The sequence below is a fragment of the Geotoga petraea genome (genome assembly GCF_900102615.1).
GTDB lineage: Bacteria > Thermotogota > Thermotogae > Petrotogales > Petrotogaceae > Geotoga > Geotoga petraea.
Genome location: NZ_FMYV01000003.1, coordinates 63674 through 81915 on the forward strand (window position 1 = coordinate 63674; position 18242 = coordinate 81915).

17 protein-coding genes are annotated in these 18242 nt (G+C 30.4%); 5 read left to right on the forward strand and 12 right to left on the reverse strand.

Annotated features, from left to right (window positions below; genetic code table 11):
- Positions 1-31 precede the first annotated feature (31 nt).
- Complete coding sequence (locus tag BLS00_RS04205) at positions 32-427, reverse strand: hypothetical protein (RefSeq protein WP_091403094.1); 396 nt, start codon at positions 425-427, stop codon at positions 32-34.
- Between the two features lie 169 nt (positions 428-596).
- On the opposite strand from BLS00_RS04205, the gene pcp reads away from it, so the two are divergent.
- Positions 597-1238 (forward strand): pyroglutamyl-peptidase I, encoded by a 642-nt coding sequence (gene pcp, locus BLS00_RS04210; protein ID WP_091403095.1) that lies wholly within the window; start codon positions 597-599, stop codon positions 1236-1238.
- Positions 1239-1302: 64 nt separating this feature from the next.
- Here the strand turns inward: pcp and BLS00_RS04215 are convergent, their stop codons facing one another.
- From BLS00_RS04215 to galE, 10 genes are all read right to left on the reverse strand, one after another.
- The gene (locus BLS00_RS04215) at positions 1303-2991 is read right to left on the reverse strand and encodes a putative ABC transporter permease subunit (protein WP_091403097.1); all 1689 of its coding nucleotides are present in this window, start codon (positions 2989-2991) and stop codon (positions 1303-1305) included.
- A complete protein-coding gene (locus BLS00_RS04220; protein WP_091403348.1) occupies positions 2954-3703 on the reverse strand; it encodes an ABC transporter ATP-binding protein in 750 nt (249 codons plus the stop codon). Before BLS00_RS04220 ends, BLS00_RS04215 begins: the two co-directional genes overlap by 38 nt.
- A gap of 59 nt (positions 3704-3762) precedes the next feature.
- Positions 3763-4131 carry a GntR family transcriptional regulator gene (locus BLS00_RS04225; RefSeq protein ID WP_091403098.1) on the reverse strand — a complete coding sequence of 123 codons (369 nt, stop codon included), beginning with the start codon at positions 4129-4131 and terminating at the stop codon, positions 3763-3765.
- Between the two features lie 88 nt (positions 4132-4219).
- Positions 4220-4501: a hypothetical protein gene (locus BLS00_RS04230; protein WP_143012942.1), complete on the reverse strand. Its 282-nt coding sequence runs from the start codon at positions 4499-4501 to the stop codon at positions 4220-4222.
- A 67-nt stretch (positions 4502-4568) separates the two neighbouring features.
- On the reverse strand, positions 4569-5294 hold the full coding sequence (locus BLS00_RS04235) for a hypothetical protein (RefSeq protein ID WP_091403101.1): 726 nt from the start codon (positions 5292-5294) through the stop codon (positions 4569-4571).
- Positions 5272-5781, reverse strand: a complete 510-nt coding sequence (locus BLS00_RS04240) for a MotA/TolQ/ExbB proton channel family protein (protein WP_091403103.1) — start codon at positions 5779-5781, stop codon at positions 5272-5274. The genes BLS00_RS04235 and BLS00_RS04240 overlap by 23 nt, the downstream gene beginning before the upstream one ends.
- A gap of 124 nt (positions 5782-5905) precedes the next feature.
- Positions 5906-6463, reverse strand: a complete 558-nt coding sequence (locus BLS00_RS04245) for a protease complex subunit PrcB family protein (RefSeq protein ID WP_176759838.1) — start codon at positions 6461-6463, stop codon at positions 5906-5908.
- A 67-nt stretch (positions 6464-6530) separates the two neighbouring features.
- The gene (locus tag BLS00_RS04250) at positions 6531-8912 is read right to left on the reverse strand and encodes a S8 family peptidase (RefSeq protein WP_091403107.1); all 2382 of its coding nucleotides are present in this window, start codon (positions 8910-8912) and stop codon (positions 6531-6533) included.
- An 18-nt stretch (positions 8913-8930) separates the two neighbouring features.
- Positions 8931-11501, reverse strand: coding sequence for a hypothetical protein (locus BLS00_RS04255; RefSeq protein ID WP_091403109.1), 2571 nt, complete (start codon positions 11499-11501; stop codon positions 8931-8933).
- A gap of 288 nt (positions 11502-11789) precedes the next feature.
- Positions 11790-12797, reverse strand: coding sequence for a UDP-glucose 4-epimerase GalE (gene galE, locus BLS00_RS04260; RefSeq protein WP_091403111.1), 1008 nt, complete (start codon positions 12795-12797; stop codon positions 11790-11792).
- 600 nt (positions 12798-13397) lie between these two features.
- On the opposite strand from galE, the gene BLS00_RS04265 reads away from it, so the two are divergent.
- The gene (locus tag BLS00_RS04265; RefSeq protein ID WP_375338213.1) at positions 13398-13811 is read left to right on the forward strand and encodes a GNAT family N-acetyltransferase; all 414 of its coding nucleotides are present in this window, start codon (positions 13398-13400) and stop codon (positions 13809-13811) included.
- Between the two features lie 53 nt (positions 13812-13864).
- Here BLS00_RS04265 and ftsH read toward each other — a convergent pair whose 3' ends face one another.
- On the reverse strand, positions 13865-15745 hold the full coding sequence (ftsH, locus tag BLS00_RS04270) for an ATP-dependent zinc metalloprotease FtsH (RefSeq protein ID WP_091403112.1): 1881 nt from the start codon (positions 15743-15745) through the stop codon (positions 13865-13867).
- A 256-nt stretch (positions 15746-16001) separates the two neighbouring features.
- On the opposite strand from ftsH, the gene BLS00_RS04275 reads away from it, so the two are divergent.
- Genes BLS00_RS04275 through BLS00_RS04285 form a run of 3 tightly spaced genes read left to right on the forward strand, consistent with a single transcriptional unit; the run spans position 16002 to position 18242 of the window.
- Positions 16002-16259: a metal-sensitive transcriptional regulator gene (locus tag BLS00_RS04275; RefSeq protein ID WP_091403114.1), complete on the forward strand. Its 258-nt coding sequence runs from the start codon at positions 16002-16004 to the stop codon at positions 16257-16259.
- Between the two features lie 16 nt (positions 16260-16275).
- Positions 16276-17556, forward strand: coding sequence for a S41 family peptidase (locus BLS00_RS04280; RefSeq protein ID WP_091403115.1), 1281 nt, complete (start codon positions 16276-16278; stop codon positions 17554-17556).
- 38 nt (positions 17557-17594) lie between these two features.
- Positions 17595-18242, forward strand: coding sequence for a hypothetical protein (locus tag BLS00_RS04285; protein ID WP_143012943.1), 648 nt, complete (start codon positions 17595-17597; stop codon positions 18240-18242).

Sequence of the window (18242 nt, forward strand, 5' to 3'; positions counted from 1 at the left end):
AAAAAATGCCATGATTATAATCATGGCATTTTTAATGATTTTTTTTATATTGATCAATCAAATATTCGTATTCGTTTTGAGGAATTTCCAATTCTTTTAGCTTCATGTCTATTGATTGACAAATGTTATTAAAATTTTTTTCTCCTTCTTGAAGTTTCTTAAGGTCATTATCCAAAAAAAGTATTCTTTCAGAATAGTTTTTGTAATTGTTGAACTTTTCATAAACTTTGTCTTGTTCTTCTTCGTCGATTATGAATAAAATGAACTTATAGCCTTTGAATAAGTCATCCAAAGTATCTATAGATAAATAACTATCATAGACTTCTAAGCTCAAAGTCTTATTGAAATTATCTTCTAACTCGTTCTTTAACTTAAAAACAAAATCTGAATATTTGAGTTTATAAAATAATAATAGGTCTTTACTCATAAATCACCTCTGCTAATTAATATATCGGTTGATTAATTAATTCCTTTATAGTTTGATATAATAAGAAGTAAAGAGCTTTTTTTGTTGGAGGACTGAATGAAGTTGGGAGTTGGAAGAGAAGAAACCAACAACAAAATGCAATGCATTTTATATAAATAGGAGGAAAAATATGAGAGTTTTGATAACAGGATTTACGCCTTTTGGCGGGGAAAAGATCAATCCTTCTTGGGAAGCGATAAAAAGAATGAAAGATAATTATGGAGATATAAAAGTTTTTAAATCAGAAATCCCAACAGTATTTAATAAAGCTATTTATTTTTTAGAAGAAGAAATTCAGAGGTATAACCCTGATGTTGTAATATGCACGGGCCAAGCAGGAGGTAGAACAGCAATTACTCCCGAAAGAGTTGCAATAAATGTTAACGATGCCAGAATTCCAGATAATGAAGGCAACACACCAATAGACAAGAAAATATTTGAAGATGGAGAAAATGCTTATTTTTCATCTCTTCCGATAAAAGCAATTGTAAAAGAATTAAAAGAAAAGAATATACCCGCCACTGTAAGTAATTCTGCTGGTACTTTTGTTTGTAATAATATTATGTACGGGCTTTTATATTATATAGATAAAAATTACGAGAATTTAAAAGGTGGATTTGTTCATATTCCTTATATACATGAACAAGTTGTTGACAAACCTAACAATCCATCTATGGATCTTGAAACTATTAAAAAGGCTTTTGAAATTATAATTGAAACTGTTTTTAGATATGATAGCGACATAGCCATTTCTGATGGAAAAACACGTTGATAAAAATCACAAAGTGATTTTTTGCTTCCATATTCCAACAGAGCTAATTTCAATGAAATTAGCTCTATAGGTCTTTAGACAACAATTTTTCAGTTGATTTTACAACTTCTTTGTATAAAATTATCGATCCTATTCCAGAAATTAACACGAGAATTAAAGTCATTGACCATGTAGGTAATACATCATTTAACAAATAGCCTAAAAAGCCTAATCCTGCGATGTATCCAAATACAATTAATATTCCCAATAAGCCGTTTATATTTTGTTTCATGGCTTTTTGTGGGTTATCCCATTCAAGTACGGGTTTTTTAGTATCAATAACCATTTGAGCAAGGTTTATAAAAGTAATAGTCAATACAGAAGCTAAAAATTGTATGATAATTTGAATTAGACTGAATTCTCCAATATAGGCTATAACTGCATTCATGGCTACTACTCCAATTAAACTTAACAGCATTATTTGCTTAAATTTTACGTTTAATATTTCTTTTGCAGAAATCGGAAGTATTTTTAACTCTTTTATATTGCTACCTTCTCTTGAAAATAAAGAATAAGAAAGGCCATTTATTCCTCCGCCTAAAACCGACGCTAAAATCCCAATTGGAACTAAGTATTCCTTGAAATTATTTATTATATCCAATAAAAATTTTAATTCAGGATCATTAGCAAGAGCAGTAAAACTACTTGAAATAACTATTATAATTGGAAATATAATTACATTCATAAAACCGTTGATAGAAAACGCTGGTATCCTTAAAAAATATCTCCATTCTCTTTTTTCAAAAGCTTTTAAAGGTGTATTTTGTTTAGAAAATATTTTTTCAAAAGAATCTTTTGTATAAATTTTTTTATTAGAAGCATTTTGTTGTAATTCTGAGTAAGTATCATAATAAAACTTTTTGCCCATGAACAAAGCTATTATAAATAACCCTATATTCATCCCTATATATAAAAGTATCCATAAAAAACTTATTATTCCTGAGGTAGATATAGATTTCAATGCGACCAAAGCAGGTGGAAAAGCTGCTGCGATTCTATTCATAAAGTTTTGATTTCCAGCTATTTGATTATAGAAATCTTGCGGGTTTTCAGAAAAGCTAATAATATTACTATTCATAAAGTAAACAAATAAAAGGGCTAATGCCATGAATAATATGCTTGCAAAAAATATCATAAAGTCTTTATTTTTTTGTGATTTAAATATTCTTGAAATAGGTAATATGAATATAGTTAATAAAGTTAATGCAAATACTTGAGAAAATAAAAATATTATAAAAGCATATATATAATAAACCCAAGATGCACCTGTACTTACACCATAATAAATTAATGCAGGTAGCAGTATAACTAAAGATATTATCATTTGATCGAAAATGATTAAAAATAGTTTTGAAAAAATAACTTCTTGTGGTTTTAATGGTAAAGAAACTAAGACTCTCATATCTTTTGAAAAAAAGAATTCTGCTATTAATATAAAAAGACCTAAAAACAAACCAAAAAATCCACTTATCATAACTGCATTAGATATGAATAATTCTTTTAAATTAAGAGAAGCATAAGACATTAAAGAATTTCTCATAAACTCAATGTACAGGGGTAACATAGTAACAGCAGCAAACCCAAGAGCTACTACAACAACAATCATAGTAATAGCATCACTTTTTTTATTTTTTAAATCATATTTAGTTTTTGAAATTTTGAAATGCTGATTTAGCTCAATCGAGATAAGAGAAATCAATTTTTTCACTTTCACTTCCTGTCACCTCCAAGAAGATTTGTTCAAGAGTTTCATTACCTCTTGCTTCTCTTAATTCATCAACTGTACCAATAAATACAATTTTACCATTTCCAATAATTGCTATTCTGTCACACATTTTTTCTGCGATTTCCATTATATGAGTTGAGAAAAAAACTGTTTTACCTTCGTTGGCGTGATTTCTCATCATCTTTTTGAGTATAAACGCTGATTCAGGATCTAATCCTACAATAGGCTCGTCTAATATCCATAAATCAGGATTGTGAATCAAAGCAGAAATTAAAGATACTTTTTGTTTCATACCGTGAGAATATGTGGATATAGGATTTTCAATGAAATCTTTCAGTTTAAAATGCTCTATCAATTTTTCAGCTCTTTTTATCCTTGTTTCTGGAGGTACTTCGAAAACATCTGCTATGAAATTTATATATTCAGCCCCAGTTACCTTTTCCATAATCAAGGGTTCGTCTGCTACATAACCTAAAGATTTTTTCACAGATAAAGGATTTTTTAGCACATCAAAACCGTTTACATGAATGTTCCCTTTTGTTGGTTTGAAAAATCCTGTAATCATTTTTATGGTAGTTGTTTTCCCAGCTCCATTTGGCCCTAAAAAGCCAAATACTTCGCCTTTTTTTACTTCAAACGAAATATCATCCACAGCAGTGTGGTTACCAAATTTCTTAGTAACATTTTCTATTTTAATCATACTCATATACCTTCACCCCTATTAATAATCTCTTTTTAAAAATATCATGCGAGATAAAATTATTTTTCTTCATTCTTGTATATATTTTCCAAAATAGAAGACAGTTTTGACTTTTTGATACCAGAAGACTTACACATTTCAACAGACTTTTTGAATTTCTCTATTTTTTCTTTGAAAAATAAATCTTCGTCAACACTTTTTGGTTTGTACCCTCTTCCTCTTTCAACTTTTAAAACCTCTTCTGATACCAGCTCTCTGTAAGCACGTGATACTGTATTCAAATTTACCCCCAAATCTTTCGCCAAATTACGAATGGATGGAAGGAACTCATCTTCTTTTATGTTTTCGGTTATTATATTTTCTTTTATTTTGTCCTTTATTTGTTGATAAACAGGAGTATGGGAATTAAAGTCAATCGAAAACCACAATTTTATCACCTCTGTAATATTATAATATGACAGTTCTTGCTTTGTCAAGTGATTATTATCAAAAAAAATAATCCGTCTATAAGACAGATTATTTTTCAATTATAGTCAAATTCAATTTTTTTAAAATATCCTCAACTACCAAATAAGTCGTTCTCTTTGCCTTGCTATAATCTATTTCTACTCTTTCTATTTTCTTAAAAAGGTTTTCAAAAGTAGATCTTAAATTATCTTTGCTCACTAATTCTCCATTAACATATATTTTGTCAGATTCAATAGTAATTAATGGTATTTTTCCTTCTTCAATCTGAATTCCTGTTGCTTTGGTACCTTGAGTTTCTCCGCCAAGTCCAAATCCTTCAAATGCAAACACTAAAAATAATACTAAAGCTATGATTATAGCTATAAGTACAAAAATCAGTTTTTTAATAATATCACCCCTAATAATTGAATAAAAATGGTATTTCTGTGTAATAGATTCTATCAGCACCGTATTTATTTTGAATTCTTCTAACTGCTTCTAACAACAAATTATATGAATAAAGAAAAACTTCTTCATCACTCTGTTTTATTGTTATATAAACCATTTGAGGAATTCCGTTTTTTTTCAAAGAGTTTTCTATTTTATCAGTAAGGCTCCTTAGCTTGCTGTTTCTGCTGTTTTCAGAAATATACTGTTCATAAGTTATTGAAAAATCAATTTTCTGATCATTTAAAAATATCTCTGGTTCTTCTCCTTGTATAAGTATATCTACCACAAAGAAATTTTCCATTAAACCTTGATTTTTAATAATATAATCTAAATTTATATCTCTATTATCTAATAGTTCTTTTATTTTTTCTAATTCTTCTTCACTTATATCCTCAGGTAATTTTAAATCGTTAAAAGCTTTTTCAATTTTATTGGACAGTTCTTTGTAATAATTTTTATAAAAGTTGTTTTGTTTTTCTAATTTTTCGTTTTTATTGGACAGTTCTTGAAAAGCTTTAGAAATATTTTCTAAGTCATTTTTTAGCTCCAAATTTTCTTGAGCTAACTCTGTACTCTTATTTGTAGCAATATCAGCTTCTTTATTAGTTTCAGATATATTAAATAAAAAAGCAAAAAGAAGTATCAAAAGGATGTCTACAAATGCAGTGAGTTCAATTATCGTTCTTTTTTTCATTTGTATCACTCGCATTCTTGAGCATGATATCTATTATATAATTGTTATCCTCTATTTTATAGGCAAGTATACCTTCTAATAGTTTAAAAACTATTGCAAATGCAAGCCCTAAAAATGTAGAAGATAAAGCATTTACAAAGTTTTGAGTTATAATTTCAGAAGTAAGTTCTGAAAGGTTCAAAAATGATGTAACTGTACCTAAAATACCCAAAAGAGGGAAAATACTCGTCAAAGAACCATAAATGGAGAAATACTTGTTAATAGAATTATTTTCACCTTCAATATAACCAAAGTTGTTTTTTGCGCTGTAGTTTTTATGCATATTTCTGAAAAATTCATAAAGTTCTAAATGTTCTGCCCTGTTTGGCCTTAATTTTGAAGAAAGGTTTTTTGATTTAGAGAAAATTATAAAGAATAAAACAAAGTTTCCAATTCCAAGAAAAATTATTAACCAATTCACCCAAAAAGAACTTAAAATATTTTCCATAATAAAACCCCCGTTATAAAGTCATTTTAATTATAACATATAAAAAAGTGACGCTTATAAACGTCACTTACAATCTATAGTCTATATGAGACATTATTAAAAAACTTTTTGTAGTTATATTTCGTTATGGATTTGTTATAACGATTGTCTTCATAAGTACTTCTTCCGTTTTTTGGTCATCTTCTAGAACAACTACCAAGTTCCATTCACCTGGTTCTATTTGTGATTTATCAATTGCAATTACTTTTGAAGGATATGTGAATGCTTGAGTTGTAGGACCTTTTGGGATGTTTAAAAATGCATGTACTATAATATTTCTTTCATACAAAAATACATTTTCAATATCTATGCTATATCCACCAGTTTTTTTTTCACCTGCAGAAATCATAACCTTTAAGTTTTCTTCCATATTCTGTATTTCAATGGTTCTGAATTTTACTCTAAAAGATTCATCTAAAACTTTAAAATCTAAAATATCTTCCTCATCAAAATCATCTGGAATATCAGAAAGAGTAAATCTATTCATGGGCATAACCTTCTCCATCATTTTATCTTCGGCATTTCTTTCAACTTTTTCCTCAATACGAGTTTCGAAGCTTCTTTCTTCTGGCATTAAGAAAAACAAAGAACCTCCAACAGCGACAATTGCTGCTCCAATCAAAATCCACCATTTAAAATCCATATACCCCACCTCCAGTGATATTATATCAAAAAAGCGGGGAAATAAATCCCCGCTTAAATTGTTTATATTAATAAATTGTGTAAGGTGCGTCAATTCCATCAAATTCGTCAATAATAGGTCCATTATATAGAGAATGGTTTATTGGTATAGTTTTTCCATTTATAATGATATCACCTGTAACAGCATAATCACCGTAATCGTCAGGTATTTTTGATATTGAAACATTATCTAACCATGCGGTGTCTTCATATGATGAAACCATTTGATCTTTTTTGTAAACAAATTCTATTGTATTTTCACCTGCAAGCAAATTGATAGTTTGAGTTGTCCAATTAACTAATCCGGAGTCTCTAAATACGGTTGTTCCATTAACTTCTACTATAAAAAAGTCCCAATCTTGTTCGCTAGAAACTTTATAATCAAAACTCATTTTATAACCAAATGTGGCTGGATCAAGAGTAACTACTGTAGCAATAGATGATTCCTGTTCATTATCTAAATCAGGGAATGAAACTATATGATTTGTTGGATCATTTGGATCTTCTATAACAGTGGGTATGCCATCACCTTGAGTAACCCAATCAAAACCAGAAAAATCCTCTGTTTCAAAATCATCTGTCATAAATGGTGCTGGTAAAGATGGCATATTATCTGAAGAAACTCCTATATAGAATACCGGTGTTATAATATCTTTTTCTGTAATGTTAGTTGTTGAATCAAAACCTTTAGTTAAAATACGCCCAAAATTTGAATTAAGAATATCTATAGAATAGTTACCTGTTGCAGTAGGTGGATTTAACTTGATTTCTATTGTAGATTTAAATTTAATAGATTCGTTTGTTAATCCATCTGAAATTACTTTATCTTCTAAAGTCATTGAGTTTTGTTCTTCTCCTCTTAATATCAAAGTTGATGAGGCTAATAAATCAGGTCCACCAATTATAACATCGTATGTATCTGGATCTATTTGATAAAATCCAACTTTCCCAGTTGAATCTGTTCTAGCATAATATGATGGTCCATCGACTCTTTTTAAAGTAACATAAACACCACTAAGTGGGACTGATCCTGTACTATCTGTAACAGTTATAATATAATTAGAACCTTTTTTAGATGGTAATGGTGCATTCAATGCAGCAACTGGATTTATAACTCCATATCCATAATCTTCATCCCAGCCTGGATTACCTTTATCATCAGCGGTTGATTCGATTAATTTCCTTATTTGGTATGCTGTAGCATCAGGATGTTTTTCAAATAACAATGCTGCTAAAGCAGAAACATAAGGGGATGCCATAGATGTTCCGTCCCAATAAGCATATGGGCCATAAAGTGTAGAAACATCTGGGCTACCTACAGGGATAGTAGATAATATTTGAACTCCAGGTGCTACAACAGACACACTATCTCCTCTTGAAGAGAATTTTGAAACTTTTCCATTTACATCACTAGCCCCAACACCAATTATTCCTGGTAATGAATTTGGAGAACCCCAGTTTTCATTAATATGAGTATTTCCTGTTGAAACAACTACTATTGCATCATTCATAAGTGCGTAGTCAAAGCCAACTTTCAATGTATCTGAGTAACCTGGCCCACCCCAACTGTTTTGAAGAATTTTGGCTCCATTATCTACCGACCAAATTACATTATTAGCAACATAAAAGTCACCTACAAAACCTGGTACAAATACAGGAGCAACCATTAATGATGCTTCTGGTGATAATCCAGTTATACCTTTACCATCATTTTTTGCAGCTACTATTCCTGAAACATGAGTTCCATGATCACCATATGGAACAGATGTGTTTGCCGGGATTAATGTAGCATGATAAGAATCAAACCCATCAGCATATTGTCCGCTTAAATCTGGGTGACTTGAATCAGAACCACCGTCCATAATAGAAACGATAACGCCTTTACCAGTAGCTATTTTCCAAGCTTCTTCAGCTCTAAGATGTTTATTGTTTATAGCCCATTGGTAATCTGTTAAGTCATCACCAATTCCAGCAGCTCTTGTATCCATTTCATTTTTTGAAATTGTAGGTTCATCCAATTCTCTTTTAAAATTTGGTTCTGCAAACTTGATGCCTTTTGGATTTAACTTTTGAATTTTTTCTAAAGCCTCTTTTGTGGATATATCTAATTTGATATTAGCTATTTTTAATTTTTCTATTGTTCGAACATTTCTTCTTGAAACTTTTAATGTCTCTAATAATTCATCTAAACTTTCTTGATCAATATAACCTATGTTTATTTGATTTTCAAAATAATCAAAATTATCTAATTCTTTCATCCGATTTGCAATAAGATCATTTACCAAAGTTACTTCTGTTGGATTTTTAATTGGTTCATTTTTTATTTTATTTTCTTCATTAGAAGTAAAAGTAGAACAACTTACGAGTAACAAAGAAATAACTATTAAAAATACTATATATAATTTTTTCATATTAAATCAGCCCCCCTTTTATTGTTCTGTCTCTGTAGTGAAATCAGCATGTAAATCTGGTTCAATACCATAGGCTTCGAACCACCAGCCAGCATCTCTGTATCTAAAATCAGCGCTTAATGAATAAGATGAACTATCTTCATCAAAAGAGTAAGCGTATGCAACATTTACTCCCCAATTATATGATTTTCCATGCTCTAAATTCCCTTCTGGATAAAGGAAACTATCTAAAGAATAAGGATTAAAAGTATTCCAAATTATATCTCCGTTATTACCAGTAAACTGAACACTAACATCTTTTTTCCCTTCAGTAGTAAAGAACTTTCCAATTTGTGAGTTAGTATCAATGTTAACTGTATCAAAAGGAATCATGAGTCCGTTGTCTGATTGATTCCAGTCATAAACAAATATTTGATATTCATACACGACTGTTGAGTCAGAAGTCAAAGCTTTATCAGGCCCCCAAGTAAAAGTAGGGTTAACACTAACATTTGAAGAATTGTGTTCTGGTGATTTTAATTCAACATTAAATTCTTTCATTGGGACAACAGAACCAAGAAGAACTTTTTCACCTTCATAATTGTTGTATACTGGTGAAACCTTATACCATACTTCTTCTTCTGGTGTAAGTTCAGGTGATTTATCTATATAGTTAGCCATAGGAGATGCTTGAGCTACTCTATATTTCACATAATCAGATCTAACCATAGCTATTTTTTCAAAGTTTTCTCCGTTAAAAGATCTATAAATATTGTAGCCTTCGGGTTTTGAATATTCATTAGGGTCTATCAATACTGAATATGTATCCCAATCAACCCAATATAATTCAATATATAAATTAGAATCGCTTGTATGGCTATCTAAGTCTTTAGGATTTCCACTTTTCCCAATTACAGGGTTGTTATAATAACCAACTCCTCTTCTTTTCGTCCATGAAGTCAAGTTGTCGTATGTTGGTTCAAATTCATTAGCTTTCATAATTTTATAAGGATTAGCAGGAGCTGTAACTACAGCTCTTTGAACGTTAAAATAGTCTATTTTTTGGACCAAATTATCATTGTGATCAAAAATTACAGTGTTCAAATCGTGCATACCATTTTCTAATCCATCCAAAGTAATTATAGAAGTCATTTTTGTGGCTTCTTGACTGAAACTTCCCATTCTATCAGATGTCATAGTGCTTGAACCAGGGATTCTATCCCAGTTAGAACCATAAGCTATATATTGATGTTCTGTGTTTTGTTTAATTTCTATAACAGAATAAAAATCTTCTGTAGCTGGTAAAGTTATATCAACAGGAGAATCGTCATTTTTGTAATAATTAATAGAAACATCATTCAATACATAGTCACCGTCGTATTCATCAGAAGTTCTTATACTAGCTTCTCTCAACTGAGTTTCTATTATTTTGTTACCGATAAAATACTCAGGTTTAACATCTATAATTTTAGTTAACGCATGTCCATCTTTTGAAATTTTAATATCAACATATTTTGGCATCAATGGATAGTTTATATCAGCATAGCCATTTGCATTTGTCAATACTTCTTCGATAACGGTATTTCCATCAAGTAATTGAATTTTTGCATTTTGAACAATAGGACCTGAATTATATTTAGAAACATATATTTCTAAACCTTTTGTCCAGAATTCAAAAACATCACTTTTTACAGAAGTTTCTCCGTTTGTAGCTTCAACTTGCCAATAATATTTTTCGTTCAGTTTAGTAAAAACTGAATAATTGGTTTTGGTGGTTTCTGATAAAACTTTAGCTAAGTTTGTGGGGCCTTTTCCAATAAATAAGTTATATTTAACATTGGTGTCTTGACCTATATCCAGACCTCCCCAGCTAACTATAACTTCGCCTTCTAAACCTTTGGTACCATTAGCGGGTGAAAATGAACCTTCTAATCCAGCTTCATTTGCTACTTGGAATTCATAAGTTGCTGAAGGTCCTGCAACTGAATCAGATAGTTCATAAGGAGTAATTCTTATTTGATAAACTCCTGGGTTTTCTAAATCAGTAGCTGTTAATGTGTATGATTTTTCTGTTATTTTTTCAGCTAAAACATTAAAATTTCCGTCATTAAATTTTAGTTCTACGTCATAAGTATAAGTTCTTCCTTCTAACTTTTTACTTACATTCCAATTGAAAGTTTTTGAAGTAGAAACTTTTAAAGACAATAGTTGGTCTTCTGGCACTTCTTCAAAGTAAACTTCGTTTATGGAAGAAGTTACCTTTATAGGTAGCTCTGGTGTCGATTTTGAAATATCTTCAACAGTAGTAGTGACTTTTACAGTATACATACCTATAACAGAAAGTTCTTCGCCTGGTATAGTTGCTTTTGTAGCACTACCTGAAATAACTTTTGTAGAATTATCTGGTTTAGTTAAAGTAACTTTGGTTGTAGCGGGGTCATCAGATAAATTAGTAATTCCATAACTAATTTCTAAATCCTCGCCAACAACGGTTTCCAGGTTTTCTGTAGTATCTCTTGTGAATACTACAGATAAAGAATCTTTAGGTGTACAAGATATGAATAAAAAGGTTACTAACAACAAAGTAACAACAAACAGTATCTTTCTCATAAAAATCCCCCTTTATTAAAATGTGATCAACATTATTACGCTATATTACCCCAAAATTACCAAAACAAACAATCGTATTAAATATTATAACATATTTTATAATTTTTTATTTTAAGAAAATTAAAAAAATAATACTATTTTAATTTTTAGATAATTAATTTATCACTTGATTAATTTATAGACCTTTTTCAAAGTACTTTTTAGTAATTGAAATAATAATATCTTTAAATGTTACATTTTTAATAAAAAATCCAGCTAAATTAATAGCTGGATAAATTTTAATTTTATTCATAAACCATTTGGGTTGTTTTTTTGCCAATTCCATGAATCTCTACACATTTCTTCGATCCCTTTTTCTGCTTCCCAATTTAATTCTTTTTTCGCTTTTGTTGGATCAGCATAACAAATCGCTATATCGCCAGGTCTTCTGCCTGTTATCTCGTATGGAATTTCTACCTCATTAACTTTTTGAAAAGTTTTTACGAGATCCAGTACACTGTATCCTTTTCCAGTTCCAAGGTTATATGCTTCAGCGATATTTTCTTTCATTATTTTTTCAAGTGCTTTTAAATGACCTTTTGCCAAATCAACTACATGTATGTAGTCTCTGACTCCTGTTCCGTCTGGTGTATCATAATCATCTCCAAAAACACTCAGTTTATCTCTCTTGCCTATTGCTACTTGAGTGATATAAGGCATTAGGTTGTTAGGTTTACCGTTTGGATCTTCTCCTATTAAACCACTTTCGTGAGCACCAATTGGGTTAAAATATCTCAACAAAGCAATTCCCCAAGAGTTATCTGAAACATAAATATCTCTTAAAATTTCTTCTATCATCAATTTTGTTTTTCCGTATGGGTTTGTTGCAGATAGCGGAGTATTTTCGTTAAAAGGAACATCGGTTGAATACCCGTAAACTGTAGCTGAAGAACTAAAAACGATTTTTTTTACGTCATATTCTTTCATTACTTCAAGAAGGTTAATAGTTCCAGATATATTGTTTTTGTAGTATAAAAGAGGTTTTTCGACAGATTCTCCAACAGCTTTGAGCCCTGCAAAATGAATTACTGAATCGATTTTGTTTTCTTCAAAAATCTCTTTCATGCCTTCTTTATCTAACAAGTCAATTTCATAGAATTTTGGCATTTTACCTGTTATTTTTTCTATCCTATTCAAGGCTTCTTTTTTAGAATTACTTAGATTATCCATTATTATTACATCATAATCATTATTCAGAAATTCTACTACTGTATGACTACCAATATATCCAGTTCCCCCTGTTATCAAAACAGACATATCATCAACTCCTTATTATTAATATATTCTATATTAATTTTATCATTTAATTATAAAAAACAAAATAGAGTAAAATTTGTCGACTCATTGAGTAGTGAAATATGTAATTTTATTGTATGTCCAAAGCTAAATACTAATCAGCAAATTTTTGTTAATAAAAATTTGTATAAAGTTAAATTTTGAATATCAATATTACAACAACGTTCTTTTACAAAATCATTAATTTTAACCATTCGTAAAGAATTTTCAAGGATTATTATAAAATATTGTTTCTAATCTTTTTCATAAAAAAGTTAATATTTGGTTGACCAAAGTTAATATTTTTGGTATAATGAGTATGATAAATAATTTAGTGGCTAATCGCTTCTAAATGACTTCATTTGAACTTCTTTGTTGAAAACTTCATGTTGTCTGCCTTATTTTATTTTTTAGCAGATTTAGTTGTGAAAATGTGTGTATTTTTTATGGGGATATTGATCTCCCATGTTTTTTTGTGTTTTTATATTTTTAGGAGGTGGTTTTGTAAGAATGTTTAAAATAAAAAATTTAGAAGGTGTAGAAAACGTACAACTCAAGGTGATTGAGAATAGGGAAAATTTTATGGATGATGATTTTGATTTTACAAAGATTGAAATTGCAGAGTTCCTTGAAGAGCATTTAGGCAGATTTGGGGATCCTCTGGATGAGATAATAGATTCTATGGATTACGCTTTAGCAGATGGAAAATATAGAGGTGGTTTCATTTTGGTTCTTCATAATGAAGATAATATTTTAGGTGCTGTTGTTATGAACAATACTGGAATGAAAGGATATATCCCTGAAAACATATTGGTATATATCGCTGTAAATAAAGAATACAGAGGAAAAGGTATCGGTGGGAAATTGATTGATGAAGCGATTAAAAAGGCTGATGGTGAAGTAGCTCTTCATGTTGAGTATGATAATCCTGCAAAAAGGCTTTACGAGAGAAAGGGTTTTGAATCAAAATACGCTGAAATGAGATTAAAAAATTAAAGATTATATAGAAAAAAGAGTTGAAGTTTTAAACTTCAACTCTTTTTTTTATTTTAGACTAATTCTTTAATTTCAACATCATCGTTATTTAAAACAAAGTTTTTCAAGTCTTCGATATCTTTCTTCATAAGTTCTTTGAATTCTTTCCCGTCTAATGTTTCAATATTATATAGATATATAGCAAGTAGTTTTAGCCTTTCTTTATTCTCGGTTAGAATTTTTTTTGCTTTTTCGTAACTGCTTAAAATGAAACTTTTTATTTCAGAATCTATTTCTTTTGCAGTTTCTTGAGAGTAATTTTTCATCTTAGTTAGTTCCCTTCCCAAGAATACTTCTCCTTCTTCTTCTCCCCAGGAAATCGGGCCTATTTTCTTTGACATTCCGAGTTGCATGATCATTTTTTTGGCTAGTTCTGTAGATTGTTTAAGATCATTTCCTGCTCCAGAAGTTATTTCATCAAAAATAATTTCTTCTGCAGCTCTACCTCCGAGTAAAGTAACTATTCTGTCCCTTAGTTCGTCTTCGCTCATTAGGTATTTTTCTTTTAAAGGAAGCTGAAGAGTATATCCTAAAGCGGCATTACCTCTTGGAACTATTGTTATTTTATGTACGGGATCGGAATTTGGAAGCAAATACCCAAGTATGGCATGCCCTAATTCATGATAAGTGACAATTTTTTTCTCTTTTTCGGATAGCTTTCTCGATTTTCTTGCTGGACCAGCTATAACTCTTTCTATAGCCTCTTGGCAATCATCCATTGTAATGAACTCTCTATTGTCTCTTGCGGCTAACAAAGCAGCTTCGTTCACAAGATTTTCGAGGTCTGCACCAACAAAACCAGGTGTAGATCTCGCTAAAACTTCTAAGTCTAAATCTTTTGCGATTTTTTTACCTCTAAAATGAATTTTAAGTATTTCTTCTCTTCCTTTTAGGTCTGGAACATCTATAGTTATTTTTTTATCGAATCTTCCTGGTCTTAAAAGAGCTTTATCCAAAATATCGGGCCTGTTTGTAGCTGCCATAACTATAATTCCTGCACTTGGATCAAAACCATCCATTTCAACCAAAAGTGAGTTAAGTGTCTGTTCTCTTTCGTCATGACCTCCACCAAGTCCGGCTCCTCTTTGTCTACCAACAGCATCGATTTCATCTATAAATATTATAGCTGGGCTTTCAGCCTTTGCCTGGGTAAACAATTCTCTAACTCTTGATGCACCAACACCTACAAACAATTCTACAAAATCAGAACCACTGATGTAAAAGAAAGGTACTTGCGCTTCTCCGGCTACGGCTCTTGCAGCTAAAGTTTTACCAGTTCCTGGTTGTCCCACAAGTAATACGCCTTTTGGCATCCTTGCACCTAAATTGTTAAAACTTTTAGGGTCTTTTAAAAACGAAACTATATCTTGCAACTCTTCTTTGGCCTCTTCTATTCCAGCTACATTTTTAAAAGTTATTTTATCTTTTTGTGGATCGTATTTTTTTGCTGGTGATTTGGTGAATCTCATGCCTGGTCCACCACCACCGCTTCTATTTCCCATGCTTCTAAAGATCCATAGCCAGAATACGATCATAATTGCAATAGGGGCTAAATATATTAATATACTCATCCACCAACTCGAACCAGAACTTTCAATATACTGTATTCTTACTCCGTCTTTTACTAGTGATCTTGTATAAGCTTCATCAACTACTAATGTAGGGGCGTAAGCTGTGTATAAGGTTCCGTTGGCTGCTTTTGCAGTTACATTACCTGAATCTGCGATTTCTAAACTAATAATTTGTCCTTTGTCCAGCATATTCACCAATTCAGTGTAAGTTATTTCCATAGTATTTGAACTATTTAGTCTTGAAATACTTGTAAATATTAAAATAGCCAGTAAAAGGTATATTATCAAAGGTCCTAAATTTATTTTTCGAACATTTCTACTCATGGTTTCCTCCTCTCAAAAGTACATTTACTATTATTATACATTATTAGATTAAAATGTAAAAAGATTTTTCAAATATTTAATAATTTTTAGACTCAAAATTGTATAATTTATATAGTTTTTTTATAATAACAAATATAATTTTATTTTGTAAATCTTAAATTTAAATTAGAATAGGATATTTTTCAAAAACAGAGGGGGGTATATGTGTTATAATTAATTATAATAAATTATAACTAAAAGACAAGGAGAAGATACGATGGATAAAAAGAAATTATTGAATAGACTTAGAAGAATAGAAGGACAAGTCAGAGGACTTCAGAAAATGATAGAAGAAGAAAGAGAGTGTAATGATATACTAACTCAAATGTCAGCTATAACAGGAGCACTTCACAAAACTGGAGAAGAAATAGTAAGAAGTTATACAAAAACCTGTATTATGGAATATGATAAATCAGGTGATGAAACTTTGTTAGAAGATTTAATAGCAAATTTATCTAAGTTTAAAAATCTTTAGGAAGGAGTTTATAATTATGAGCAGAAAATTTAAAAAAATTACGATAGTTTTGATGGTAGCGGCTCTTTTGTTAACAGCATTGGTTTTTGGTGCGACTAATCAAGAGACTAAATCGGTAGAAGAAATATATTTTGAGAAATTCCAACAACCAATTTACGATCTTCTTTATTATATTGATACTATTTATTATGAACAAGATAAAATTGATTATGACAAAATATTGGATTCCACTTTAGCAGGGCTTATAAAGGGTTTGAATGATCCGTTTGCATGGTATTTTGATGCACAACAAACTCAAGAAAACCAGATTGACGAACAAGGTGAGTATGGAGGTCTTGGTATAACTGTAAGATGGGATCAAGAGATGGAAGCTATTGTTATAGTAAGTCCTATGTCAGGAACCCCGGCTGACAAAGCTGGACTTCAAGCTAACGACTACATTATAACAGTGGATGGTACACCAGTTTCTGATATGGGGTATATGGAATCTGTTAACAACATGAGGGGAAAACCAGGAGAACCAATCATTTTAGAAATCTTTAGAGAAGGTTGGGAAGAACCGAAAGAAGTTAAGTTAGTTAGGGCACTTATTGAAACAAAAACTGTTAAATACACTACAATAAACCAAGAAGAAAAAATTGGATACATAAGATTGACTAACTTTGCTGAAAAAAGTGCTTCAGAAATGGAAGAAGCCTTAACAGAAATGAAAAATGAAAAGGTAAATGGGCTTATATTTGATTTGAGAAATAATCCAGGAGGACTTTTGAGTACTGCAATAGACGTGTCTTCTATGTTTATAAAAAAAGGTGAAATAGTTTCTTTAGACTATTACAATGGTCAAAGAGAAATTATAAGCACGATTCCTGGTAAGTATTTTTATTTTTTAGATAATATTCCAATTACTGTTTTAGTAAATGGTGCTTCGGCTTCTGCTTCTGAAATTTTTACAGGAGCTATGAAAGATAAAGCACTTGCAACTATAATAGGGACAACAACTTATGGAAAAGCTGCTGTTCAAAGACCAGTTTCATTGGGGAACGGTGGAGAAGCTTGGATTCCTATGGCTCATTATTTAACCCCATCCGGTAATGACATTCATTTAAAAGGTATAGAACCAGACATAATTGTTGAAATGCCTGAAAGAAAATTACAAGATATGACAGAAATAACAGAAGAAGAACAAGAAAAAGCGAAAAACGAAACTACCACTCAAGCAAGTATAGACTTGGAAACTGATGCTCAGCTAATGAAAGCTGTTGAGTTTATTAAAAAGGAATTGGGAATAATAAATTGAGGATTCATGCTTGGGCTATGATTTTTTTTGGCGTGTTAATGACCGTTAGCCTTATAATGTTTTTTGGGTTTGGTCAAAGAGAAATTGATAAATATACAATAGAAAAAACCCCCATTTTTGATTTGGGGGTTAATATTGATATTGACAGATATTCAAGGAGATTAGAGAACACCAGAAATTTATCTTATTTTTCTTCTGGTATGATGGATTTTGAGTATTTTGTGGGTAATATAGATGTCAATTTGGAATCAAATGAGATAAATATAGAACCATTAACACCTAATATGTATGATGATTATAAGAATTTGATAGTTTCAATTGATAATAATTACAAAGAAGAAGTTGACTATATAGAATTTTTTGGTTTGAAATTGCCTATAAAACAACTTAAAACCCCATCCATTTATATGCTTTTAAAGCCTAAAATTTATCTTTTAAATTTGGAAGAATATGATGAAGATCTTGTTGATTTTATAAATAACAGATATTTTTTGTTGACTGAAGAAGAATACAGATCTTGGAGCTTTAATAAAGATATTTTGGATAATCTGGACTTGTACGGTTCGGTCTTGATTGACGAAAAATTATTAGAAAAAGATAATGTTAGGCTTCTTTTTGAAAACTTATCAGAAAATGGAATAATTACTGAAACAGAGTTTAAAATTATAAATTTTAAGGAAGATTGA